Below are 21,876 nucleotides of genomic sequence, written 5' to 3'. Positions count from 1 at the left end.
GAGGCCTTTCGGGTCGTGCGGGGGGGGTGTGCAAAAGGGGAAGAGGGCGTGCGGTGCCGTCCGGGCGGCCGGCGGCGCGCCCGGGAAGGACGGGGTACGGGGTCGGGTCAGCCCGCGGTGGCGAGCACGTCCCGGTAGGCCCTGACCCAGTCGGTCAGGGTGCCGCTCTCCGAGCCGATCAGGACGTGGCGCCGCACCATGCCGCCGAACATCGCGCCGAGCGCGGTCGGACGCAGGTCGGTGGCCGGGTCGACGTCGAGACGCTCGGCGGCGATGGTGACGGTGCGTTCGGTGAAGGCGTCGATGACGACCAGGGCGTAGTTGTGCACGGAGTGCACGTCGAGCAGGCCCCGGCGCAGCCGGCGGCGGCGCTCGGTGTGCTCGACGGGCTCCTCCAGCCGTCCGCCGGTGACGGTCAGCGCGTGGTCGAGCGCGGCCCAGAGCGGGAGTTCGGCGGGGGCGGCGGCGAAGGCGTCGAGGACGACCTGGCCGAAGTCCCAGCCGAACAGCAGCGCCTCCTTGGCCGGGTAGTAGCGGAAGAAGGTGCGGTGGGCGACGTCGGCGCGGCGGCAGATCCGGTCCACGGTGGTGCGCTCGTAGCCCTGCTCCTCGAAGAGGTCGAGCGCCGCGCTGCGGATGCTGTCGCGGGTGCGCGCCTTCTTCCGGTCGCGCATGCCCTGCTCCGCCGCGGTGTCCGTCCCCTGCATCGTTCTTCCGCTCCCGTTCGGTGAGTTGAGTGTCGGTCGTGTCGGTGGGTGGGGCCGCCGAGGGGGCCGCCATGAGTACGGAACCACGTCCGGCCGCGCCCGCTCAAGGCGAGCGCCGACTCTTCCGGGTTTCGTCATCCGGAATTTGCACAACTGCCTTTTGGCAGTCCTGCCACTTCCGGAATGGTGTGTCGCGTCGGCGGCCGCACTCCCCCTGGCCGCCCCCACTCCCCCGAACCGAGGAACCATGAAGCGGCACTACCTCCTGGCATCGGCGGCCCTCGCCGCCGCCCTCACCCTCACCGCCTGCTCCGCCTCCGACGACGCGCTGTCCGGCACCGGCGGCGCCGCCGGGAACACCGGTGCGGCGGCCGACGGGCCGGCCGTGGACGGCGGCACGCTCAAGATCGGCCTGGACCGGCCGTTCGCCAAGCTCGACCCGGCCGACGGAACGCTGATCCAGATGCCGATGATGGTCCTCGCCAACGCCCTGTACGACCCGCTGATGGTCAACGGCGACAACGGCACCGTCCAGCCGTACCTCGCCAAGTCCTTCACCCCCGACGCGGACGCCACGGTCTGGACCCTCGACCTGCGCGAGGGCGTGACCTTCAGCGACGGCAAGCCGCTGGACGCCCAGGCCGTCGCCGACCACGTCGCCCGGCTCGCCAAGCCGGAGAGCAAGTGCGCCTGCGCCCTCGACGCGGCCGCCATCGCCACCACCGCCGTCACCGGCCCCACCACCGTCGCCTTCACCCTCAAGGCCCCCGACGCCGCCTTCCCCAACCTGTTCACCCGATCCCTCGGGTACGTCTCCGAGGCGCCGGCCGGCGACTCCCCCGCCGTCGGCTCCGGCCCGTACACCGTGGAGAGCGTGCAGCCCGGAGTCTCCGTCACCCTCGCCCGCAACCCCGCCTACTGGGGCACCAAGGGCCACGCCGACAAGCTCGTCTACCGGGTGCTGTCCGACGCCGACAGCCGCTACCAGTCGCTGCGCTCCGGCGACACCGACCTGATCTGGACCGAGACGCCCGGCCAGCTCAAGCAGGCCGCCGCCGACGGGCTGCGCACCGCCACCGGGCCCGGCTCCACCAGCACCGTCGTCTTCAACACCAAGGCCGCGCCCTTCGACGACGTCCGGGTCCGCCGGGCCGTGCAGTACGCGATCGACCGCGAGGCCCTGGAGAAGGTCGTCTTCCTCGGCCAGGGCGCCGTCTCCGACGGCCCGATCGGCTCCCGCTCCCCGTACCGCACCGCCGGCGCGTACCCGGCCCACGACACGGCCAGGGCCCGCGCCCTGCTCGCCGAGGCCGGCCACCCCGACCTCGCCTTCGACTACCTCGTCGACAGCCGCCCCGAGGCCCAGCAGCGCGCCACCGTGCTCCAGCAGATGCTCGGCGAGGCCGGGATCAGGATGACCATCAAACCGATGGACAACGCGAGCCTGGGCACCGCGATGCTCCAGCGCAAGTTCCAGGTGCTGGACTTCATCACCAGCATGTTCGGCGACACCGACACCGCGCTCGGCAGCCTCTACCTGCCGAACTCGCCGTACAACTTCATGGGTTGGACCGACCCGGAGGCCGCCAAGGCGATCACCGAGGGCCGCGCCTCGACCGACCCCGCCAAGCGCTCGGCCGCCTACGGCCAGGCCGCCCGGCGGGTCGTCGACGAGGCGCCGATGGCCTTCCTCACCGAGAACACCGTCGGCTTCCTCTCCACCGCCAAGGTCGGCGGCCTGCCCGACCTCTCCAAGCGCACCGTCCTCAACGTCTCCCCCGCCACCCTGTGGGTGAAGCGATGACCCCCGGCACCCGGACCGCCCTGCGGTACGGCGGACGGGTCGGCCGCGCCGCGGCCGTCCTGCTGCTGGTCACCGTCGCCGCCCTCGCCCTGCCCCACCTGATGCCCGGCTCGCCCGCCGTCGCCGCCCTCGGCCCCACCGCCACCCCCGAGCAGATCTCCGCCTACGAGGCCGGGCTCGGCCTGGACCGCAACCTGTTCGCCGCCACCTGGCAGTGGATCGGCGACGCCCTGCACGGCGACCTCGGCCACTCGCTGTCCACCGGAGCCGCCGTCACCACCGAACTCGCCGACCGCATCCCCGTCACCCTCGAACTCTTCCTCGCCGCCCAGCTGGTGGCGCTCCTCCTGGCCGTGCCCGTCGCCCTGCTCTCCGCCTGGCGGCCCGGCGGCACCTTCGACAGGATCGCCACCGCCGGCACCTTCGGCTGGCTCGCCGTCCCCGGCTTCGCCCTCGGCCTGCTGCTGATCTGGATCGCCGCCGTCCAGCTGCGCGTCCTGCCCGCCACCGGCTGGACCCCGTTCACCGAGGACCCGGCCGAGAACCTCCGCCACCTGGTGCTGCCCGCGCTCACTCTCGGCCTCACCGAGGCCGCCGTGTTCACCCGCACCCTGCGCGGACAACTGCTCGACACCCTCGACCAGCCGTACATCGCCGCCGCCCGCAGCCGCGGCATGGGCACCACCCGGCTGCTGCTGCGCCGCGCCCTGCGGCCGTCCAGCCTGCCGCTGGTGACGCTGATCGGGATCGGCATCGGGACCTCGCTCGGCGGGTCGGTGCTGGTCGAGTCGCTGTTCGCGGTGCCCGGCGTCGGCAGCCTGGCCTCCGCCGCCATCGCCGGCCGGGACTTCCCGGTCGTCCAGGCCGTCGTGGTGGTCAGCGCCCTCGGCGTGGTCGCGGCCACCTTCGCGGTCGACCTGCTGTACCGCACGATCGACCCGAGGATCGCCCATGAGCACCGTTGAGACCACCGTCGTCACCGTTCTTCAGGCCCGCACCGCCCGGCGCCGGCCCCCGGCCGGTGTGCTCGCCGCCGCGGCCTGGCTGGCTCTGGTCGCCCTCGCCGCCCTGCTGCTGCCCCTGATGCCCGGCTTCGACCCGCTGCACGGCGACTTCGCCCACCCCTCCGCCGCCCCCGGCCCCGGCCACTGGCTGGGCACCGACGCCGCCGGACGGGACGTCCTGCAACGCACCGTCGCCGGCGCCCGCGCCTCGTTCACCGTCGCCGCCCTGACCATCCTGGTCGGCCTGCTCGGCGGCGGCGCGCTCGGCCTCGCCGCCGGCTGGTTCCGCGGCCCGGTCGACAAGGCGATCGGCTTCGCGACCGACCTGCTGATGTCCGTGCCCAGCCTGATCCTGGTGATGATCACGGTCTCGCTGCGCGGCCCGAGCCTCACCGTGATCGGCACCCTCATCGGGCTGTTCACCGTCCCGCACTTCACCCGGGTGGTGCGCGCCGTCGTGCTCTCGCTCGGCGAGCGCGGCTTCGTCCAGGCCGCCCGCATGATCGGCACCGCCCCGCCGCGGATCCTGCGCCGCGAGATCGTCCCGCACGTCGTGCCGGTCGCCCTCACCTTCGCCTTCACCGCCACCACCGTCGCCATCGTCGCCGAGGGCTCGCTCAGCTTCCTCGGCTTCGGGCTGCGCCCGCCGGAGCCCTCCTGGGGCGGCATCATCGCCGAGGGCCGCACCGCGCTCGGCAGCGCGCCGTGGATCTCGCTGGCGCCCGCGGCGGTGCTCTGCCTGACCGTCCTCGCCCTCAACTACCTCGGGGAGCAGCTGCGTTCGGGCGCTCCCGCCGCCGCGAAGGCCACCGCCCCGAAGCCCCCCACGAAGAAGGGAGTGCGCGGATGACCTCCGCCCCCGTCCTCGACGTCCGCTCGCTGGACACCGTCCTGCACACCCCCGACGGCCGCGCCCTGCACGTCCTGCACGGCGTCGGCCTGAGCATCGCGGCCGGCGAGTGCCTCGGCGTGGTCGGCGAGTCCGGCTCCGGCAAGTCCGTGCTCGCCCGTACCGTCCTCGGCGTCGAGTCCCGCACCACCAGGGCCGTCGCCACCGGCGAGATCCGGCTGAACGGCGAGGACCTGCTCGCCGCCACCCCCGCCCGCCGCGCCGAACTGCTCGGCACCGGCATCGCGATGGTCCACCAGGACCCGATGACCTCGCTCAACCCGGTGGTCCGGATCGCCGACCAGGTCACCGAGTCGATCACCAACCGGCGCCGCCTCTCCCGGCGCGAACGGCTGCGCACCGCCGCCGAACTGCTCGCCGCCGTCGACGTCCCCGACCCCGCCCGGCGGGCCCGCGCCCACCCGCACGAGCTCTCCGGCGGCCTGCGCCAGCGCGTCGGCATCGCCGCCGCCCTGGCCGGCGAACCCGCGCTGCTGCTCGCCGACGAACCCACCACCGCCCTCGACGTCACCGTCCAGCGCACCGTCCTCGACCTGCTCGACCAGCACCGGGTCGAACGGGGCCTGGCCACCCTGCTGATCACCCACGACATCGGCCTGCTGTACGGGCGGGCCCGGCGCATCGCCGTCATGTACGGCGGCCGGATCGTCGAGACCGGCCCCACCGAGGCCGTCACCCGCACCCCCCGGCACCCCTACACCGCGGCCCTGCTGCGCTCCGTCCCCCGGGTCACCGGCCCGCTGCGCCGCACCCTGCCCGCCATCCCCGGCTCGCCGCCCGACCTCACCCGGCCCACCCCCGGCTGCCCCTTCGCCCCGCGCTGCGAACGGGCGACGGAGCTCTGCACCACGACCGCGCCGCCCGCCCACACCTCGGCGGACGGTCACACCGCCGACTGCCACTTCCCGCTCACCGAAGCCGACATCACCACCCCCGAGGAACTGGAGCCCGCGGCATGACCACCTCCCCCGAAGCCGTGGGCCCCGACGCCGCCACACCGGGACGGCCCGTCCTGGAGGCCACCGGCCTGAGCGTCGTCCACCGCACCCGCTCCGGCCCGCTGCACGCCGTCAGCGGCGTCGACCTGGCCCTGTACCCGCGCCGCACCCTCGCCCTGGTCGGCGAGTCCGGCTCTGGCAAGAGCAGCATCGCCAAGGCCCTGCTACGGCTGCCCCCGCCCACCACCGGCACCGTCACCCTCGACGGCACCGACCTCGCCGCGCTCTCCCCGCGCGCCCTGCGGGCCGTCCGGCCCCGCCTCCAGATGGTCTTCCAGGACCCGCTCTCCTCCCTCAACCCGCGCCGCCGGGTCCGCGACCTCGTCGCCGAACCCCTCGACGCCCACCCCGACCCGGCCCGCGACCGCGAGGAGACCGTCACCCGGCAGCTGGAGGCCGTCGGCCTGCCGCCCGCCCTGTTCGGCGACCGCCGGCCCCACCAGCTCTCCGGCGGACAGGCCCAACGGGTCGCCATCGCCCGGGCGTTGGCCGCCGGGCCGCGCGTCCTGATCGCCGACGAGGCGGTCTCCGCGCTCGACGTCTCGGCCCAGGCCACCGTGCTCAACCTGCTGCGCGGGCTCACCGAGGAGCGCGGACTGGCCGGCCTGTTCATCTCCCACGACCTCGGCGTGGTCCGGGCGGTGAGCGACGAGGTGGCCGTGCTCCAGCTCGGCCGGGTCTGCGAGCGCGGCCCCACCGAGGCCGTGCTCGCCGCCCCGGCCCACCCCTACACCGCCGCCCTGCTCGCCGCCGTCCCCGAACCCGGCCGCCCGCTGCGCGACACCGGCCTGCTCCCCGCCGACCCGCCCTCCCCGCTCGCCCCGCCCAGCGGCTGCCGCTTCCGCACCCGCTGCCCCCTGGCCGACTCCCGCTGCGCCGCCGAGGAGCCCCGCCACCGGGACGTGGCACCCGGCCGCACGGTGGCCTGCCACCGCCCGCTGGTCGGCGCCGCCCGGGCCTGACCTCCGTGGTCAGTACAGCTAGCGCAGGACGGACTCCAGGAAGTCGCTGCCGATCCGGGCCACGACCGACAGGTCGAGCTGGTGGAGGACGTAGCGGCCCCGGCGGCGGGTGGTGAGCAGCCCGGCCTTGCGCAGGACGGCGAGGTGGCGGGAGACCTCCGGTGCGGTGATGTCCTGTGAGTCGGCCAGCTCGCTCGTCGAGTACGCCCCGCGCGCGAGGTGGCGGCACAGGTTCATCCGCATCGGGTGGGTCAGCGCCTCCAGGCGCAGCTTCACCGTCTCCACCGACTCGGCGCCGCCGACCTCGTGGGCGGCGGCCGGGTACTGGATCACGGGCTGCCAGCCCGGCGCGTACAGGGCGAAGAAGTGCGGCCAGCCGAAGACGGTCGGCAGCAGGGTGACGCCCGTGCTGCCGGCCTCGGTGCGGCCGTGCACCAGTTTGTCGACGACGATGCGGGTGCCGTGCCCGTCCTCCTCCAGGCTCAGTACGGAGGAGGTCGCCGCGAGCGCCTCCGCCAGGCCCTTGCGGCGCAGCAGGTCGGTCTTGTGCCGGGCGTCGGCGGCGAGCTGGACCTGGACGCGGCGCCAGGCGTCGGCGAAGAACGCCCGGTCGCAGTCCTCCAGGAGGCGCCGGATCCAGGCGCGGGTGCCGGTGGGGTCGGCGAGCGTCCGTTCGACGAAGGCCGCCTGGCGCGGGCCCCGCGCGGCGGCGAGGTCGAGCGCGCGGCGCCGCGACCGGCCGTCGGTCAGCGGCGAGGGCATGCCCTGCGAGTAGCGGCTGCTGTTGCAGGAGATCTCCAGGGCCGAACCGACGAAGGTCTCGTCGTCCAGCTGGTCGAGGTCGTCCAGTTCCTCGGCGAGCGTCTCCCGGGGCCGGGGCGGCATCAGGAAGTCGGAGCGGGTCGAGCGCCACATGAAGTCGGCCTCGACGAGCCGGTCGGCGAGCTCCGGTTCGAGCGTGGCGGAGGTCGCCGTCGTCCACGCGTGCAGGCGTGGGTGGTGAGCGGGCTCGGCCAGCGCGTGCAGGGCGTTGCCGAGTTCGGCCAGCGGCGAGGGGCAGAAGATGATCCGCTCGTGCGGCAGTCCGGTGATGTCAATGGTCACGCTCACCCCACCATGGTGCCGGATCGGGCGGCGGCGCCGTCCCGTCGTTTGACCAGTACCGTCAATCGGCGGGACGGGAGGGGCGCGCCGGGCGCAGGGTGAGGGCATGAACGCACTGCAGCAGCACCTCCTCGACAGCCACCGGGCCGCCCAGCGCGGCGAACCGGCCCCGCCCCTGCCCGGCACCCACGACCTCGCCGTCCTGCGGGCGGTCGTCGGCCGCATCCGCGCGGCCCTCGGACTCCGGCGGGGCTAGCGAGGCGTACGCGCGGTGCTACGAACACCTCGGCTTGGCGATGCCTCGGACACGGGTCCGAGGTCGAATCCGCCCGTCATCACAGGATGGCGGGCGGATTCGTGTCGCTCCTGCGCTTTTCGTACGCAGGCGCGCGGTGTCACCGCCCGACGAAGCCGAGGGGCACCGAATTGCTGGTGTTCGAAGAATTGACCTTGTCCTTCGTCTTGGCGTCCGAGAGGGCGATCGTCCCCTCACTCGTATTCAGACCGTCGGGGCATACCGAGTCGGCCGCCCTGCCGACGTCCACCCCATTCGCGGGCACGGTCAGGCTGTGCTTGCTGTCTTCGTCCGTGAACACTGCCCAGCGCACCAGGCCGAGGTCACTGCCCTCCAGATGAACCGGTCCGCCCGCCTCGACCTGGGGCGGGTAAACGGAGGTAATGTGCATGCCCATCCTGTCTCGCCTCCTCTTCTCTCACGCGTGCCGTCGGTCGGAATTAGCCCCGGTGGAGCAAGACCTGAATCCAATCTAAAAGCCCACCGGCGGCTGGGCAACCCCATTCGGTCGGGAAACACGGTTTCATGGAGATACATCAACAACATCACCACCAAGATGATTCGCTGACGAATCATTGATAAAATGCCCCTGTCGGGACGTGGGCGCAGCACTCCCCTTTGCGCACGGCCCGGGAGAAACCCGATCCGGCGGGACACGCGATGCCGCTACGGATTCTCGAAGACGATGTCCAGACTATTGCTCGTGTTGCCCGGCGCGATCTCGTTCTGCGCATCGGCAGTGGAGAGCCAGACCTTTCCGCACCCGTTGGCCAGCCCCGGCGGGCGCCTCGACGTCGCCAGGTAGCCGACATCGCTACCCTTGGCATCCGTGATGACCGTCCTGCCGTCTTCGTCCGCGAACACCGCCCAGCGCACCAGGCCGAGATTGCTGCCCTCGAAAGTGACCGGCCCCCGTTCCTCCACGTCAGGGGGGTCGACCCTGTCGATGCGGGGAACGAGTCGCTTGACGTGAACGGTCACGTCTCCGGACCCGTAGGTCTCCGGTGGGCAGTCCGGCGGGCTCGTGACGGCCAGCCGAACCTTGGGATCGCCGGAGGAGAGCCCGCTGCCGACGCGGACGGCGACATCGAGATCGATCCGGTCCCCGCTGTCGTAGACGTCGAGGTGGGCGCCCGCGCACCTCAGGGTGGAATTCCCCGGCGACCGCTCGCCCCGGAAGGTCCCCGGCCGGCCTCCGTTCCGGCTGAACCCCACGACGTCCTCCTCGAAGGTCAGCCCCGGATCGGCGGTGAGGACGAGGTCCGCGCCCGCGACCCCCTCCCGCGCGTCGACCACCCGGAACGCGGCGGTGACCACGGAACCCGGGTCGACCGGGACGTCCTCGGCCGTCACGTCCAGCCGGCCGCCGCTGCCTCCGGTCTCCACACCGCTCACCATCCCAGCACGGTCGCCCAGACCTCCCCGGCCGACGGGTAGTTACTCTCCTGGGGATCGAATGCCCATTCACACGTCACCAGGACCCCACCCTTCTGGGCGTCTTCCAGGCTGGCCTCCACCTTCACATGGATCTTTCCGATGTTCAGGTTCGGATCATCGGTGTAGTGCCCGGAGTAGCCGGACACGAAGGCGACCACCCTGTTGACGCACTGCTCGAACGAGAACTGCTGCGTCAGGGTCCTGACGGATGCGTCGCTGGACCGCGGAAACTCGAAATGGCACTGCTCGACCTGGATGATCGGCGCCACACTCACTCCGGCCACTGTCTTCCCTTCCCGTTTCCCGCTACATCCCACCCGTCTCGGCGATGACCAGGATCCGCGCCGAGGCCTGGAAGTTGTAGTCGGGGCCGGCGTCCCGCGGACGCAGCAGGAATGTCACCTGGACCGCGGCGGTATTACCGGTCAGCTTCCCCACGGAGCAATCGACGTGCTCCTTGCCGTAGGGGGCTTCACCGGGATTGTAGGGCCCCCTCAGGAATTCAAGGGAGAACGCCTGGATAGCGGCTTCGGCATTCTTCACGGGGTGACTGAAGGTGGCAGTACCATGCCATATCAATGGCTCCGTGCTGCGGCCGTGCTCATATGGGACGGCATCGACGACCGTGAATTCTATTCCCATGATCTGATCTCCGGACTCGCCCTGCGGATCCTGACCGCCGGCCGGTCAGTCCGTCACGGCCGGCTTGCCCCCGTTCGAGGTGTCCGTCGCCTCCTTCGCCCTCGTCCCGCTTTCGGCGCCGCCGGGGTCCGGAGCGAGGGTCCGGCCCGGCCGGCCGACGGTTCGCACACTTCCCAGCGCACACCATCCCGTCCACGATCGCAACCCGGTGCGGTACGACTACCCGGAGCGACCGGCCCGCGGGCTCACGCCCCGAGGAACTCCGGACCGAAGTGCTGTATCCGGTCCGATCGTGGGCCGACAGGTGACCGCCCACCACCCCGGGCGGGCTGCCCGGGTCAAGGCACCGGGCCTTTGCGGTGGTGTTCGGCGGCCGGGGTTACCCGCACGGCGGAGTGCGGGCATGCGTGCGGAGCGGCCGTGACCGAGTCGGCCGTGAAGCCCCCGGGTGAGAGCGCCCCCTGCGCCGTCACCCGGACGACGGAAGGAAGAGTCCTCCGATGACCACGGACACCACGACGGCCGACGCGCCCGCCAACGACGTCGCCACCCGACGGGAGGAGGCCCGCGCCCGGCTCCTCGACCAACTCCTGGGCCACGACGGACAAGCAGCGCTGAATCCGGACGGCCTCCGGGTCGCCGACCCCACCTTCACCGGCCACGGCTGTCCGCTGCGCCTGGACCTGGGCGACGGCACCCGCCCCGCGGAGCCGCACACCCCGGTCGCGTTCCGGGACACGGTGGTGGAGACCGGCACCTACACGTGGCTGTTCCCCGCGCTGCACGGGTACGTGCCGGGCGACGATCTGATCGAGGAACTCGGCGCGCCCGGCGGTCAGATGGACCTCAACCCCCCGCTCCCGTTCGACAAGAGGCAGTGCGCCGAGCTCGGCGAGAAGATCGACGACAAGTACCTGGCGAAGCCGTCGAAGCCGTCGACGGCCCCGGCCGAGGCCGGCATCCCGGCGGGCTACACCTACCTCGGCCAGTTCCTCGACCACAACATCACCTTCCAGGCCGACGTGACCTTCGACAGCAACACCATCGGGGACACGACGAACTTCCGCAGCGCCAGGGTCGACCTCTCCCACGTCTACGGACTCGGTCCCAAGACCCAGTCGTTCGCGTTCTACGACAACCTCGACGTCGGAAAGTTCTGGATCGACCCGAACCGCGACTACGACGTGCCCCGCAACCCCCAGGGCGTCCCGGTCATCGCCGACCCGCGCAACGACAACACCATCATCTCGATCCAGATCCACCACGCCTTCATGCTGTTCCACAACGCCGTGGTCGACATGCTGAAGGGCTCGGTCCCGGACGTCGCCCTCTTCGACACGGCCAAGCAACAGGTCGTCTGGCACTACCAGTGGATGATCCTCAACGACTGGCTTCCCAGGATCGTGAAGGACTCGGTGTACGCGAAGGTCAAGGCGGCGGCCGAGAACAAGGAAGCCCCCTTCCTCCTCTTCAACCCCCCGCAGGACAAGCCGGTCGCGCTGCCCCTCGAATTCACCGCCGCCGCCTACCGGCTGCATTCGCTGCCGGTCGAGGAGTACCGCCTCAACAACACCACGACCGGCCACCTCTTCAACTTCCGCAGACCGTTCTCGCCGCTGCGCACCGAACAGGTCATCGACTGGCACCAGTTCTTCGTGATCCCGGGGGCCACGCAGCAACCCCAGTACGCGAAGAGGTTCGACAGGAAGATCATCCACGCCTTCCTCCAGATGCCGCCGCCCATCGACAGCCCCCTGACGTGGCTGGAGGACTCCACGGAGAAGGAAGGGCTCCCGGACGGAAACCCCTACCAGGGCCAGCTCTACTCGCCGCTGCTCTCCATCGCCATCCGGAACCTGCGCCGCGCGAACTCCTTCGTCCGCAAGGACGGCACCAAGGGGCTGCCCTCCGGGGAGGACCTCGCCAAGGAGGTGTACGCGAAGTACAGCTCGGGCCACGATCCTTACACGCCGAAGGACTTCGGGCTGCAGGACTTCGACCACGTACCGCCCTGGTACTACGTCCTGGGCGAGGGCGCGCTCGAAGAGAAGTCGGACGTGGGCAGCCTCAAACTCGGCACCCTGGGCAGCGCCGTCGTCGGCGAGGTGATCGCCGCACTGATCAAGGCCGACCCGGGTTCGTACCTCAGCCACAACAGCAGGAACTCGGCGAACCCGTGGAAGCCGACGTTCGGCAAGGACCCCGGCACGTTCTACATGGCGGACCTCGTGCGCATCGCCGGACTCGTGTGACGACAGGCCCCCGGGCCCGGCCGCCGAAAAGGTCCTCACGTCGACGGTGCTCGTGGTCGGCTGCGGGGAACGGGGGCGGAGCTCTTGATGAAGATCAGGTCCACCGTCCCGGCCGGTGAGGCGTCAGCCCGTGGACGGGGGGTTCCCACCCGCGGTGACCACGCCCGTCTCATAGGCGATGACGACCAGCTGGGCCCGGTCGTGGGCGTCGAGCTTGGCCAGCAGCCGCCGGACGTGGGTCTTGACGGTCGCGATGCTCAGCCCCAGATGCTCGGCGATCACGCGGTTGGGCAGTCCCCGGGCCACCAGTCGGAGGACTTCCCGTTCCCGTGGGGTCAGGCCCGCCAGCTCCCGGGCGAGCCGCGGGCGCGGCTCGTGGCGTCCGGCGAACTCGCGGATCAGACGGCGGGTGACGGCGGGCGCGAGCAGGGCGTCGCCGGCGGCGACCACCCGCAGGGCCGCCAGCAGGTCGGCGGGGAGGATGTCCTTCAGGAGGAATCCGCTGGCTCCGCCGCGGAGTGCCGCGTACACGTACTCGTCCAGGTCGAAGGTGGTGAGGACCAGCACGCGGGTGCCGACGGCGTCCGGGTCCGCGCAGATGCGCCGGGTGGCCTCCAGACCGTCCATACCGGGCATCCGGATGTCCATCAGCACGACGTCGGGCCGCAGCCGCAGGGCGAGTTCGACGGCCTGCTCCCCGTCGGCGGCCTCGCCCGCGACGGCGAGGTCCGGCACGCTCTCGATGAGCAGGCGGAAGCCCGTCCGCAACAGCGCCTGGTCGTCGGCGATGAGGACCCGGACCGGCCGGTTCACCGTGCCGCCTCCGATCCGCAGGGCAGCCGCGCGTGCACCCGGAACCCGCCCGTCGCCAGGGGGCCGGCGGAGAGGGTCCCGCCGCACATGGCAGCCCGCTCCCGCATCCCGACGAGCCCGTGCCCGCCGCCGAGACGCCGGAACGGGAACCGGGACGGGAGCTGAGACGGGAGCCGGGCCGGCGCGTCGTTGACGACCTCGATCTCGACCGCCTCGGGATCCACCCGGGACAGGCTCACCCGGCAGTCCGCCGATCCCGCGTGCCTGACGACGTTGGTGAGGGCCTCCTGGACGATCCGGTAGACCGCCAGTTCCACCCCCGGGGGGAGCGGTGGATCCGGATCGACGGACAGCTCCACGCGCGGGCCCGCGCCGGCCGCGAGCGCGGGCAGGTCCGCCAGACCGGGGGCGGACCCCAGCTCGGCTCCGTCACCGGGTGAGCGCAGCACGCCGAGCATGCGGCGCATCTCGGTGAGCGCCGTCCGGCCCGCCGTCCCGACCAGGGCGAGGGTCCGCTCGGTCTCCTCCGGATTGGTGGAGGCCACCGCGCGGGCCACCTCGGCCCGGACCGTGATGACGGTCAGATGGTGGGCCACCACGTCGTGGAGCTCGCGGGCGATCCGCAGGCGCTCGTCCGTCACGGCCTGCCGGGCGGCGAGTTCCGCGTACGACCGCTGCTCCCTCAGCGCGGTGCCCACCAGCCAGGGCAGGGTCATCATCAGGGACGCGAAGACGACGCCCCCCGCGACCTCGGAGGCCGGGACCGGTCGCGGTCCGAGGGCCATGGCCGCCGCGACGGCGCCCAGCGAGCAGCCGAGCGCCGTCGCGGACGGGCGCCGCGGTTCCCGCGCCGCCACCGTGTACAGGGCGGTCCCGACCGGGACCCAGGACGCCTCCCATCCGGTGGACACCACGGCGAGGACCGCTCCGGCCAGGACCGTGTACAGAACCCGGACGGGCCACCTCCGCCGTACCGCGACCGGCAGCCAGACCACCGCCGCCACGACCCCCGCGCCCCAGCCACCGCTCAGCGTCTCGCTCACGCCGAACGCCAGGGCGAGGAGCACGGCCGCGACCGTGTCCACTCCCTGCCACTGTCCGTCCCGCAGACGTCCGGCCACCAGCGGCCGTGACTTACCGTCACCCATGCCGGCCACGCTATCCAAGCGGGGCCCAGGACCCGTCAGCCCGGAGGACGTCATCTCACGGGCTGAGTCATCCGCACGACCGATGCCCGTCGTACCCTCCTGGGCTGACACCGGGTTCCTCCCCGGGGGCGAAGCCGCCCGGCTCGTCGGCCGGAACAGTGGAACGCATGAACCGGAGAACACTGCTGTCCTCGGGCGCCGCACTGGCCGCCGCCCTGATCCCGGGTCCGCTCGCGCCGGCGGCCGTCGCGCAAGCGGGGCAGGAGGAACCCGTGCGGTTCCAGCTGCCCGCCCCGAGCGGCCCGTACCCGCTGGGCACGGTCGCGCTGCACCTGGCCGACACCGCGCGGCCGGACCCCTGGGTGCCCTCCCGCCCCTGCCGTGAGCTGATGATCAGCGTCTGGTACCCCGCCCGCGGCCGCGCGGACCGCCCCACCGTTCCCTGGATGCCTCCGGCGGCGGCCGACCGGTACCTGAGCATCCTCGGCCTGCCTCCCGGCCGGGTACGGCTGGGAGCCACCCACGGCCACGAGGGCGCTCCCGTCGGCGGCCCACCCGGCCCCCTACCCGTCGTGCTCTACTCCCCCGGCGCCGACGCGTCACGGTCGTTCGGCACCGGCGTCGTGGAGGACCTCGCCAGCCACGGCTTCGTGGTGGTCACCGTCGACCACACCTACGACGCGGCGGCGGTCGCCTTCCCCGGCGGACGCGTCGAGACGAACCCGACGGGCGGGATCAGCGACTACGCCAAGGCCCTCACGGTCCGTACCGACGACATCCGCTTCGTCCTCGACCGGCTCGCCGTCCTCCGCTCGGGTGGCCACCCCGGCGTCTGCCGCACCCCGCTGCCCGCCGGCCTGCGCGGGGCGCTCGACCCGCGGCGCGTCGGGATGCTCGGCCACTCCCTGGGCGGCGCCACCACCGCCGCGACGATGCTCACCGACGGACGGATCACGGCGGGCATGAGCCTGGACGGGGGCGCGGCGGGCCCGGTGGTGGACGCCGGGCTCGACCGTCCGTTCCTGGTCGTGGACACCCCCGGCAAGGGCGGCATGGAGAACAACCCCGCCCTGCGCGCGTTCTGGTCGCACCTGCGCGGCTGGCGCCTGCACCTGACCGTACGGGGAGCCGCGCACCAGTCGTTCGGCGACGACGTGCTGATCCTGCCGCTGATCGCCCCCCTCCTGGGCAGGTCGGCGTCCGATCTGGAGGAGGATGTCGGGACGATTCCCGGGCACCGGGCACAGGCCTTCCAACGCGCCTACCCGCGAGCCTTCTTCGACCTCCACCTCCGCGACCAGGGGCGGCTGCTCGACGGCCCCTCCCCCGACTTCACCGAGGTCGACTACGCCCGGTGAACGCCTTGGCGCCGGCCTCGCACGGGGATCACGACCCGGGGAATCCCGCGGGGCGGCGAATGCGGGCCGGGGTCAGTCCTTGTGCCGGAAGGACGCCTGCCCGGCGGCTTCGGCGTCGGCGCGGAAGCGGGACCACGCACCGGGGCCGAGTCCGAGGGCGTCGAGGAGGTACGCGGCGACGGCGTCGGCGACGAGGGCGACCCGGTCGGCGTCCGGGTCGGTGGTCTCGCTCACGGCCTCCCCGGCGATGCCGCCCAGGGTGTGCTCCCCGCCGGGGACGACGAGGAGCCGCTTGGGGGCGGGGCTGAGGTCGAAGGCGTCGAGGAACCAGTCCGGTCCGCGCGTGGACATCCTCGATCGATCCTTGTCGCCCGCGATGACGAGCGCCGGCGTGGTCATGGTGGAGTAGTCCGGCCGCATGAAGGGCAGGTGCTCGACGGCGAACGGCGTGAGCGAGTCGCCCGTGCCGGTCGCCGCGATGAGCACGCCCGCCGTCGCTCCGCCGTGGGAGAGGTCCTCGCCCGGGACGCCCTGGGCGTCGAACACCCGGGCGCCCAGCAGGGCGCCGACGGTCTGGGCGCCCCAGGAGTGCCCGACGAGGGCGACACGGCTCTGGTCGGCGCGGTCGATCAGGTCGCCCGCCTCGGCCAGGACGGCGTCGAGGTGGTCCAGCACGGCGTGGAGGTCGTCGACGCGCACGCGCCAGACGGTGCCGAACCGCGGATCGTCGAACCCTATGGCGTTGCGGCGCGAGTCCAGGTGGGTCGGCTGCACGACGACGAAGCCGGCGGCGGCCCAGCGGTCGACCAGCGGCTCGTAGCCGTCCATCGACCACGCGTTGCCGTGGGAGAACACGATGACCGGAAGGCCGCGGCCCTCGGCCGGTGCGGTCACCTTGACCTGCAGGGGCACCGCCCGCCCACCGGCGGGAACGGTGATGGGCTTGACCGCGACGGTCTTCGTCCGGGATTGCGCGGGAGTGAGCATGTGCGGACTCTCTGTCGGGAGGACGCGTGCCGCATACTTGGCGGAACGATGTTCCGCTCACATTAGCGGAACAATGTTCCGCGAACCAGAGGTGAGACCTTGTCCCCATCGGCCGGCTCCAGAGCGGCAGGCGCACAGCGCACCCGCCAGTCCCTGCTCGCGGCCGCGGCGCAGGTGTTCGTCGAGCAGGGCGTCCAGGCGCCCATCCGCGACATCGCCGGCCGGGCCGGCGTGGGCCTGGGCACCGTGTACCGCCACTTCCCCTCCCGGGCGGAGCTGGTCGTCGCGGTCTACCGGCACCAGGTGGACGAGTGCGCGCAGCTCGCCGCCGACCTCGCGGGGTCGCCGAGGCCGGGCGAGGCCCTGGAGCGGTGGATGGACGCGTTCGTGGAGTTCCTGGTCACGAAGCACGGACTGGGGGCTGCGCTCCAGTCCGAGGACCCCGGCCTGCAGAGCCTGCACTCCCTGATGCTCGACACACTGGTCCCGGCCTGCGCCTCGCTCCTCGACGCCGCCGCGGCCCGGGGCGAACTCGACCCGGACGTCACCGCCTACACGCTGATGCGCGCGGTCGGCAACCTGTGCATCCTGGGCCCGGGTTACGACCGCGAGCATGCGCGGGCCATGGTCTCCCGGCTCCTCGCCGGCTGCCGGACCACCATGCCCCCGGACGGTCCCGCGGCGGCCTGACGACGGGAATCCGCACGGTCTTGCCACGGGACGCACCGTCGGGGTCACCATCGATCAGGCGACCCCGTCGGGACGGGGTGATGCGCCGGAGGCCGGGAACGGCCGCGACGTACAATCGCGGCGAAAACGAAGCGCCGGGCCGGGATTCCGGCACCGGCGTGAGGGAGGGGACAGGATGTTCGGTTCGGAGAAGAAGCTCAACGACATGGCGGCGCGGCTCAGGCCCGACCTGAGTCGGGAAGCGCTCGGCGTCGGGCCGGACTTCCCGGGCATCGCCCCGAACCCGGTCCTGAGCAGGGACGCACGGAAGCGCAATGCGGAACTGCGCACGGGGGCGCTCGCGCTCGGCGTTCTCGTCGACTGGCGGGAGATCAGCAGCGGCGGCAGCCCACGCGTGGCCCTGATGCTCGACGTGGAGACCATCGGCGGCATCTCGTTCCGCGGTATCGCGGACGAGAACCTCACGATCACCGAGATCACCCGACTCGCCCCGGGGCAGACGTTTCCCGTGCGCTACCGGCCGGCCGTCATGGACCACTACGTCGCCCTCGCCCGGGACGCGGACCCCGCCCACGTGCAGCGGCTCTCCGACGAGATCGCGAGCCGCAAGCGGACCTGACCCGAAGCCAGTCGAGTGCGAACCGGCTCCGGGGCGGAGCGCCAGCGGCGCCTTCCACCCATTGCGGCCTCCGCGTACGATCGGCGGTCATGGTTGACCTCTATCCTCCGACCGAGCCGTACGACACCGGGTTCCTGGATACCGGAGACGGCAACCGCCTCTACTACGAGCAGCTCGGCAACCCGGACGGCAAGCCCGCCCTGAACGTCCACGGCGGCCCGGGTGCGGGGGCGCCGCGGCGGCCGACCCGGGCCTGGGACCCGGAGCGCTACCGGGTGATCCGCTTCGACCAGCGCAACTGCGGCCGCAGCACCCCGCACGCCAGCGACCCGGCGGCGGACATGAGCCTGAACACGACCCGGCACCTGATCGACGACATGGAGCGGCTGCGCGAACACCTCGGCGTGGAGCGGTGGTTGCTGAACGGCGCCTCCTGGGGGTCGACCCTCGTCCTGGCCTACGCGCAGCGGCATCCAGGGCGGGTCACCGAGATCGTCATCCCGGCCGTGACGACGGCCCGGCGGGCCGAGATCGACTGGCTCTACCGGGGTGCCGGGCGGTTCCACCCGGAGGCGTGGGACCGGTTCCGCGACGGCGTCCCGGAAGACGAGCGGGACGGCGACCTGTTGGCGGCGTACGCGCGGCTGATGGAGAACCCCGACCGCGCCGTCCGGGAGAGGGCCGCCGCCGACTGGCTCGCCTGGGAGGACGCGGTCGTCTCGAACGAGCCCAACGGTTCGCCCGGCATGTACAGCGACCGCGAGGTGGACGCGCGGATCGCCTTCGTCCGGATCTGCGCCCACTTCTTCAGCCACGGCGCCTGGCTGGAGGAGGACCAACTGCTGCGCGACGCCCACCTGTTGGCCGGCATCCCGGGCGTGCTCGTCCACGGCCGGCACGACATGGGCTGCCCGGTGCAGACGGCCTGGGAGCTCGCGAAGGCGTGGCCGGGGGCACGGCTCCACATCATCGAGGACTCCGGGCACGCCGGCAGCGAGGCGATGGGGCAGGCGACCCGGAGCGCCATCGAGGAGTTCAAGAACCGCTGACCCCCAGGCCTCGGAGGCGACCTCGCCGGCCCTGAACTCAGGTCGCCGGACCGCGGTCGACCGGGGCCTGCCACGGCAGGACCGGGCGGACCAGCAGTTCCCGCCCGTCCGGCCACGTCAGTCGGACCTCGGTGCCCGCCACCCGGACCGCCACCTCCGGTGCCGGGGGCGCCCCCGGCGCGCCGGTCAGCAGCACGGCGCCGACCACCACCTCGATCCGTTCTGACGACTCGTCACATACCCGTGCCGGAGCGGGCGGGAGCACGAGGAGGGGAACGGCGCAGCGGTGGCCGAAGGCGTTCGCCCGCTCGCGGCGGTGCACCTCCGCCGCCGTCCAGCCGTGCAGCCCGAGCACCGCGCTGACCAGCCCCGGGTCGTTCGCGCCGGGTGCCGTCCGGACGGCCGCGCCCGGAAGCCCCCGCAGGACCGTCTCCGGCTCCGCCTCGGCCGCCAGCGCGTAGCCCCCCTCGCGCAGGCCCCAGCCGGGCGGCCGGCGCAGGCCGTGCACCCTGATCTCCCAGGGCCCGGCCGGCACCGAGACGCTCACCACGGGCGGCGGCGCCGCGCCGGGGACGGCCCCGCCCGGGGGCAGCGGCCGGTGCCAGGAGGCGGCGTACCGGTCGGTCACGGCGAGCGGGTGGATGCGTTCGCGGCGGGTGGCGGTGCCGTCGGGCAGGAGCAGCGCCAGGTGGTTGTCGATCCGTGGCGCCTCCGGGCCGATCACCGGCCCGGTGCGGGTCGAGTAGGCGAGCCTGGCGTAGTGCGGCTCGTCGCGTTCGACGGCCGGCGGGGCGGTCAGGTAGCAGGAGCCGTGGTTGAGCACCCGGACGAGCCCGTCGGAGGCGGTCCGGTGGACGAGGAACCCGGGGACGGGCAGCGCGGCCGTCAGGTCGGCGCGCTCCCGCGCGAGCGGCTCCTCGGGCGCCGTCCACACCGGGTGGCCGGCCGGGAGCAGCAGCCCCAGGAACCCCATGGCCGCCGCGTACGGCGAGCCGGGCGAGCTGTAGACCTGGGCGGCCGCGCTCTGCTCCCCGTACCAGCCGAGCGGGAGCAGGCCGCGCGGGTCGGGCGCGCCCCGCTCGGTGAAGTGCCGCAGCACGCCGGAGGCCAGGCGGCGGGTCTGCCCCGGGGTGAGCGGGGTCGCGCCGTCCAGCGCCCCGAGCCAGACCGGGGCCAGGCAGGCGAAGCGGTAGCTCAGCGACCGCCCCTGGTGGAGCACCGCGCCGTCCGGCCCGAACAGCCAGCGGTACTGGGCGAGGAAGCGGTGCAGCCGTTCGCGGTACAGCGCCGCCCTGGCCCCGGCGCGTTCCCCGGCGATCCGCGCCCAGAGCAGCGGGTAGAGGTGGAACCCCCAGGCGTTGTAGTGGTCGAAGCGGCGGCCGGCGTCGTAGGCCGCTTCCGGGCCGACGGCGAACTCCCGCGGGCCGCCCGAGCGGTAGTCGTGGCGGGTCTCCGGCCCGTCCAGGTACCAGCCGTCGCCGGAGTACCACGGCTCGATCCGGTCCAGCCGGTCCTCGATCTCGCCTCGGTCGTGCCCGGCGCCGACGGAGGCGAGGAACTCGCCGACCACCGCCTGGAAGAGCACGTGGTTGTTCTCCCGGACGCCCCGGCCGACCGTCCCGCCGAGCCAGCCCGCCACCTGCTCGCGCTGACCGGAGGTCAGCCGCTCCCAGATCCACGGGCGGGACTCGTGCAGGGCCACCGCGAGCGACGCGGCCTCGACGATCTGCTGGGAGTAGTCGGTGACGGCCGGCCAGCGCTCCGGCCCGCCCGGGTCCGTGCCGGCGAGCAGCCCGGCGGTGACCTGCTCGGCCAGCTCTCCGAGGCGGCCGCGCGCCGGCTCGTCCCCGGCCGCCAGCCGGACGGCGGCCAGCACCGCCGTCCGCGCGAAGCCCTCCAGGCCGTCGGTGTCGCCGCCCGACCAACTGCCGCGCCCCGGTGGCGAGATCCGCGCCCCGAGCGGGCTGCGGTAGGGCCGCAGGGACGCCAGCAGGTGGTCCGCGACGGCGATCCAGTGCCGACGGGTCCAGCCCGTCACCGGCGCGCCCGCCCGGTCCTCGGGCGGCAGGTCGGGCCCCGCGGTCGGTCGGTCCCGCATACGGCGGCCTCCTCCTGGTGGCGACGGTGCCGGCGGCTCCGGCACCCTCACCGTACGGCCGGGCGCGCCGCGGGCCCGGGCGGCTCAGGCCGGGTCGGCGGTGGAGACGGCGAGCAGCTTGGTCACCGAGCCGTCGTCCCCGACCACGTCGCGCAGGTGGCGGAAGCCGAGCCGGCGGCACATCGCCAGGCTCGGGGTGTTCTCCGCGCCGACCATGCCGTAGACCTCCTTGAGCCCCAGTTCGTCGCCGGCGTAGCGGATCAGGCCGCGGACCACCTCGGCGCCCAGGCCCCGGCCCCAGAACTCCGGGGCCAGCGCGGTGACCAGCTCGTGGCCGTCGACGTTCCCGGTGCGCTTGACCTCGGCGTGGCCGGCGTACGCGCCGTCCAGCCAGAGGCCCCAGATGTCGAAGAGGTGCTGCGGGTAGACGTCGGTCAGGATCGCGCGGAACAGCGTGCGGATGTCCGGCTCGGGCACGAGGTCCTGGCCCATCCAGCGGCACACGTCCGCGTTGCGGAGCAGGGAGACGAAGGCGTCCTCGTCCTCGGGCCGGTAGGGGATGAACTCCAGGTGCTCGGTGCGCAGCTGAGGGGTCATGCCGCTCTCCTCTTGGGTCGTGGTGGTTCGGTGGTGCGGCAGCCGTGGGGCGGGGCCGGTCGGCGCGGCCGGCGGCCCCGTCCCCGCGGCCGGTCAGGCTCGGGCGTTCTCCATGCGCTCGCGCAGGCTCTTCGGGCGCATGTCGGTCCACACCTCGTCGACGTAGGCGGTGCACTCGGCCTCGGTGCCCTCGGTGCCGACGGGCTGCCAGCCGGCCGGGACGTCGAGGTCGGCGGGCCAGAGGGAGTACTGCTCCTCGTCGTTGCGCAGCACCTGGTAGCGGGTGTTCTCGTCCATGTCGGGCTCCTTCGTCATCGTCGGTCGGTCTCGGCGGGGTCGGTACGGGTCGGTACGGGTGGGCGGGGTCGGTACGGGGGCGCGGTGTCGGTACGGGTGGGCGGG

At 73.1% G+C, this 21,876-nt stretch carries 23 protein-coding genes; 11 read left to right on the top strand and 12 right to left on the bottom strand.

Annotation, left to right across the window (positions count from 1 at the left end):
- Positions 1-107: 107 nt before the first annotated feature.
- Complete coding sequence (locus ACFY4B_RS38655) at positions 108-707, bottom strand: TetR family transcriptional regulator (RefSeq protein ID WP_380738320.1); 600 nt, start codon at positions 705-707, stop codon at positions 108-110.
- A 247-nt stretch (positions 708-954) separates the two neighbouring features.
- Here ACFY4B_RS38655 and ACFY4B_RS38650 point away from each other — a divergent pair, with 247 nt between their 5' ends.
- Genes ACFY4B_RS38650 through ACFY4B_RS38630 form a run of 5 tightly spaced genes read left to right on the top strand, consistent with a single transcriptional unit; the run spans position 955 to position 6,385 of the window.
- Positions 955-2,511: an ABC transporter substrate-binding protein gene (locus ACFY4B_RS38650; protein ID WP_387975912.1), complete on the top strand. Its 1,557-nt coding sequence runs from the start codon at positions 955-957 to the stop codon at positions 2,509-2,511.
- Positions 2,508-3,476, top strand: coding sequence for an ABC transporter permease (locus tag ACFY4B_RS38645; RefSeq protein ID WP_380778576.1), 969 nt, complete (start codon positions 2,508-2,510; stop codon positions 3,474-3,476). The genes ACFY4B_RS38650 and ACFY4B_RS38645 overlap by 4 nt, the downstream gene beginning before the upstream one ends.
- The gene (locus ACFY4B_RS38640; RefSeq protein WP_387975909.1) at positions 3,463-4,365 is read left to right on the top strand and encodes an ABC transporter permease; all 903 of its coding nucleotides are present in this window, start codon (positions 3,463-3,465) and stop codon (positions 4,363-4,365) included. The genes ACFY4B_RS38645 and ACFY4B_RS38640 overlap by 14 nt, the downstream gene beginning before the upstream one ends.
- The gene (locus tag ACFY4B_RS38635) at positions 4,362-5,384 is read left to right on the top strand and encodes an ABC transporter ATP-binding protein (protein WP_387975907.1); all 1,023 of its coding nucleotides are present in this window, start codon (positions 4,362-4,364) and stop codon (positions 5,382-5,384) included. The genes ACFY4B_RS38640 and ACFY4B_RS38635 overlap by 4 nt, the downstream gene beginning before the upstream one ends.
- Positions 5,381-6,385 carry an ABC transporter ATP-binding protein gene (locus ACFY4B_RS38630; RefSeq protein WP_387975905.1) on the top strand — a complete coding sequence of 335 codons (1,005 nt, stop codon included), beginning with the start codon at positions 5,381-5,383 and terminating at the stop codon, positions 6,383-6,385. The genes ACFY4B_RS38635 and ACFY4B_RS38630 overlap by 4 nt, the downstream gene beginning before the upstream one ends.
- An 18-nt stretch (positions 6,386-6,403) precedes the next feature.
- On the opposite strand, the gene ACFY4B_RS38625 is transcribed toward ACFY4B_RS38630, so the two are convergent.
- Complete coding sequence (locus ACFY4B_RS38625) at positions 6,404-7,489, bottom strand: DUF5937 family protein (protein ID WP_049649569.1); 1,086 nt, start codon at positions 7,487-7,489, stop codon at positions 6,404-6,406.
- Between the two features lie 106 nt (positions 7,490-7,595).
- Here ACFY4B_RS38625 and ACFY4B_RS38620 point away from each other — a divergent pair, with 106 nt between their 5' ends.
- The gene (locus tag ACFY4B_RS38620; RefSeq protein WP_387975902.1) at positions 7,596-7,745 is read left to right on the top strand and encodes a hypothetical protein; all 150 of its coding nucleotides are present in this window, start codon (positions 7,596-7,598) and stop codon (positions 7,743-7,745) included.
- A gap of 139 nt (positions 7,746-7,884) precedes the next feature.
- Here the strand turns inward: ACFY4B_RS38620 and ACFY4B_RS38615 are convergent, their stop codons facing one another.
- From ACFY4B_RS38615 to ACFY4B_RS38600, 4 genes are all read right to left on the bottom strand, one after another.
- On the bottom strand, positions 7,885-8,181 hold the full coding sequence (locus tag ACFY4B_RS38615) for a hypothetical protein (protein WP_387975900.1): 297 nt from the start codon (positions 8,179-8,181) through the stop codon (positions 7,885-7,887).
- 269 nt (positions 8,182-8,450) lie between these two features.
- Positions 8,451-9,182 carry a hypothetical protein gene (locus tag ACFY4B_RS38610; RefSeq protein ID WP_387975897.1) on the bottom strand — a complete coding sequence of 244 codons (732 nt, stop codon included), beginning with the start codon at positions 9,180-9,182 and terminating at the stop codon, positions 8,451-8,453.
- Positions 9,176-9,490 (bottom strand): hypothetical protein, encoded by a 315-nt coding sequence (locus ACFY4B_RS38605; RefSeq protein ID WP_387975894.1) that lies wholly within the window; start codon positions 9,488-9,490, stop codon positions 9,176-9,178. Before ACFY4B_RS38605 ends, ACFY4B_RS38610 begins: the two co-directional genes overlap by 7 nt.
- Positions 9,491-9,527: 37 nt before the next feature.
- Complete coding sequence (locus ACFY4B_RS38600) at positions 9,528-9,764, bottom strand: hypothetical protein (RefSeq protein ID WP_143204547.1); 237 nt, start codon at positions 9,762-9,764, stop codon at positions 9,528-9,530.
- Between the two features lie 599 nt (positions 9,765-10,363).
- Between ACFY4B_RS38600 and ACFY4B_RS38595 the strand changes: the two genes are divergently transcribed.
- Complete coding sequence (locus tag ACFY4B_RS38595) at positions 10,364-12,115, top strand: peroxidase family protein (protein WP_387975891.1); 1,752 nt, start codon at positions 10,364-10,366, stop codon at positions 12,113-12,115.
- A gap of 123 nt (positions 12,116-12,238) precedes the next feature.
- On the opposite strand, the gene ACFY4B_RS38590 is transcribed toward ACFY4B_RS38595, so the two are convergent.
- Positions 12,239-12,928 (bottom strand): response regulator transcription factor, encoded by a 690-nt coding sequence (locus ACFY4B_RS38590; protein ID WP_049649575.1) that lies wholly within the window; start codon positions 12,926-12,928, stop codon positions 12,239-12,241.
- Entirely contained in the window at positions 12,925-14,076 is a 1,152-nt protein-coding gene (locus ACFY4B_RS38585) for a histidine kinase (RefSeq protein WP_387975888.1), read from the bottom strand. The genes ACFY4B_RS38590 and ACFY4B_RS38585 overlap by 4 nt, the downstream gene beginning before the upstream one ends.
- Positions 14,077-14,243: 167 nt before the next feature.
- Between ACFY4B_RS38585 and ACFY4B_RS38580 the strand changes: the two genes are divergently transcribed.
- Positions 14,244-15,434: an alpha/beta hydrolase family protein gene (locus tag ACFY4B_RS38580; protein ID WP_387975886.1), complete on the top strand. Its 1,191-nt coding sequence runs from the start codon at positions 14,244-14,246 to the stop codon at positions 15,432-15,434.
- A gap of 72 nt (positions 15,435-15,506) precedes the next feature.
- Here ACFY4B_RS38580 and ACFY4B_RS38575 read toward each other — a convergent pair whose 3' ends face one another.
- Complete coding sequence (locus ACFY4B_RS38575; RefSeq protein ID WP_387975883.1) at positions 15,507-16,421, bottom strand: alpha/beta hydrolase family protein; 915 nt, start codon at positions 16,419-16,421, stop codon at positions 15,507-15,509.
- A 99-nt stretch (positions 16,422-16,520) separates the two neighbouring features.
- Here ACFY4B_RS38575 and ACFY4B_RS38570 point away from each other — a divergent pair, with 99 nt between their 5' ends.
- From ACFY4B_RS38570 to pip, 3 genes are all read left to right on the top strand, one after another.
- Positions 16,521-17,111 (top strand): TetR/AcrR family transcriptional regulator, encoded by a 591-nt coding sequence (locus ACFY4B_RS38570; protein ID WP_117485971.1) that lies wholly within the window; start codon positions 16,521-16,523, stop codon positions 17,109-17,111.
- A 175-nt stretch (positions 17,112-17,286) separates the two neighbouring features.
- Positions 17,287-17,730 (top strand): hypothetical protein, encoded by a 444-nt coding sequence (locus ACFY4B_RS38565; protein WP_117485973.1) that lies wholly within the window; start codon positions 17,287-17,289, stop codon positions 17,728-17,730.
- Positions 17,731-17,819: 89 nt separating this feature from the next.
- A complete protein-coding gene (pip, locus tag ACFY4B_RS38560) occupies positions 17,820-18,779 on the top strand; it encodes a prolyl aminopeptidase (protein WP_387975880.1) in 960 nt (319 codons plus the stop codon).
- 37 nt (positions 18,780-18,816) lie between these two features.
- On the opposite strand, the gene ACFY4B_RS38555 is transcribed toward pip, so the two are convergent.
- The 3 genes from ACFY4B_RS38555 to ACFY4B_RS38545 all read right to left on the bottom strand — a co-directional run bounded on the left by ACFY4B_RS38555 (position 18,817) and on the right by ACFY4B_RS38545 (position 21,771).
- Entirely contained in the window at positions 18,817-20,877 is a 2,061-nt protein-coding gene (locus ACFY4B_RS38555) for a DUF2264 domain-containing protein (RefSeq protein ID WP_387975877.1), read from the bottom strand.
- An 84-nt stretch (positions 20,878-20,961) separates the two neighbouring features.
- Positions 20,962-21,474, bottom strand: a complete 513-nt coding sequence (locus ACFY4B_RS38550; protein ID WP_375873067.1) for a GNAT family N-acetyltransferase — start codon at positions 21,472-21,474, stop codon at positions 20,962-20,964.
- Positions 21,475-21,567: 93 nt separating this feature from the next.
- Positions 21,568-21,771, bottom strand: coding sequence for an MbtH family NRPS accessory protein (locus ACFY4B_RS38545; protein WP_049649584.1), 204 nt, complete (start codon positions 21,769-21,771; stop codon positions 21,568-21,570).
- Positions 21,772-21,876: the final 105 nt, after the last annotated feature.

Source organism: Kitasatospora sp. NPDC001261, assembly GCF_042896795.1.
Lineage (GTDB): Bacteria > Actinomycetota > Actinomycetes > Streptomycetales > Streptomycetaceae > Kitasatospora.
The sequence above is the reverse complement of the archived record's forward strand: the minus strand, read 5'-3'. Positions and strand labels throughout refer to the sequence as shown.

Excerpts from the sequence above, each read along its gene's own strand:
- ACFY4B_RS38595 (WP_387975891.1), top strand. The coding sequence starts at position 10,364 with ATGACCACGGACACCACGACGGCCGACGCGCCCGCCAACGACGTCGCC.
- ACFY4B_RS38650 (WP_387975912.1), top strand. The coding sequence starts at position 955 with ATGAAGCGGCACTACCTCCTGGCATCGGCGGCCCTCGCCGCCGCCCTC.
- ACFY4B_RS38585 (WP_387975888.1), bottom strand. The coding sequence starts at position 14,076 with ATGGGTGACGGTAAGTCACGGCCGCTGGTGGCCGGACGTCTGCGGGAC.
- ACFY4B_RS38630 (WP_387975905.1), top strand. The coding sequence starts at position 5,381 with ATGACCACCTCCCCCGAAGCCGTGGGCCCCGACGCCGCCACACCGGGA.
- ACFY4B_RS38565 (WP_117485973.1), top strand. The coding sequence starts at position 17,287 with ATGTTCGGTTCGGAGAAGAAGCTCAACGACATGGCGGCGCGGCTCAGG.
- ACFY4B_RS38645 (WP_380778576.1), top strand. The coding sequence starts at position 2,508 with ATGACCCCCGGCACCCGGACCGCCCTGCGGTACGGCGGACGGGTCGGC.
- ACFY4B_RS38550 (WP_375873067.1), bottom strand. The coding sequence starts at position 21,474 with ATGACCCCTCAGCTGCGCACCGAGCACCTGGAGTTCATCCCCTACCGG.
- ACFY4B_RS38615 (WP_387975900.1), bottom strand. The coding sequence starts at position 8,181 with ATGGGCATGCACATTACCTCCGTTTACCCGCCCCAGGTCGAGGCGGGC.
- pip (WP_387975880.1), top strand. The coding sequence starts at position 17,820 with ATGGTTGACCTCTATCCTCCGACCGAGCCGTACGACACCGGGTTCCTG.
- ACFY4B_RS38545 (WP_049649584.1), bottom strand. The coding sequence starts at position 21,771 with ATGGACGAGAACACCCGCTACCAGGTGCTGCGCAACGACGAGGAGCAG.
- ACFY4B_RS38640 (WP_387975909.1), top strand. The coding sequence starts at position 3,463 with ATGAGCACCGTTGAGACCACCGTCGTCACCGTTCTTCAGGCCCGCACC.
- ACFY4B_RS38620 (WP_387975902.1), top strand. The coding sequence starts at position 7,596 with ATGAACGCACTGCAGCAGCACCTCCTCGACAGCCACCGGGCCGCCCAG.
- ACFY4B_RS38610 (WP_387975897.1), bottom strand. The coding sequence starts at position 9,182 with ATGGTGAGCGGTGTGGAGACCGGAGGCAGCGGCGGCCGGCTGGACGTG.
- ACFY4B_RS38580 (WP_387975886.1), top strand. The coding sequence starts at position 14,244 with ATGAACCGGAGAACACTGCTGTCCTCGGGCGCCGCACTGGCCGCCGCC.
- ACFY4B_RS38575 (WP_387975883.1), bottom strand. The coding sequence starts at position 16,421 with ATGCTCACTCCCGCGCAATCCCGGACGAAGACCGTCGCGGTCAAGCCC.
- ACFY4B_RS38655 (WP_380738320.1), bottom strand. The coding sequence starts at position 707 with ATGCAGGGGACGGACACCGCGGCGGAGCAGGGCATGCGCGACCGGAAG.
- ACFY4B_RS38635 (WP_387975907.1), top strand. The coding sequence starts at position 4,362 with ATGACCTCCGCCCCCGTCCTCGACGTCCGCTCGCTGGACACCGTCCTG.
- ACFY4B_RS38555 (WP_387975877.1), bottom strand. The coding sequence starts at position 20,877 with ATGCGGGACCGACCGACCGCGGGGCCCGACCTGCCGCCCGAGGACCGG.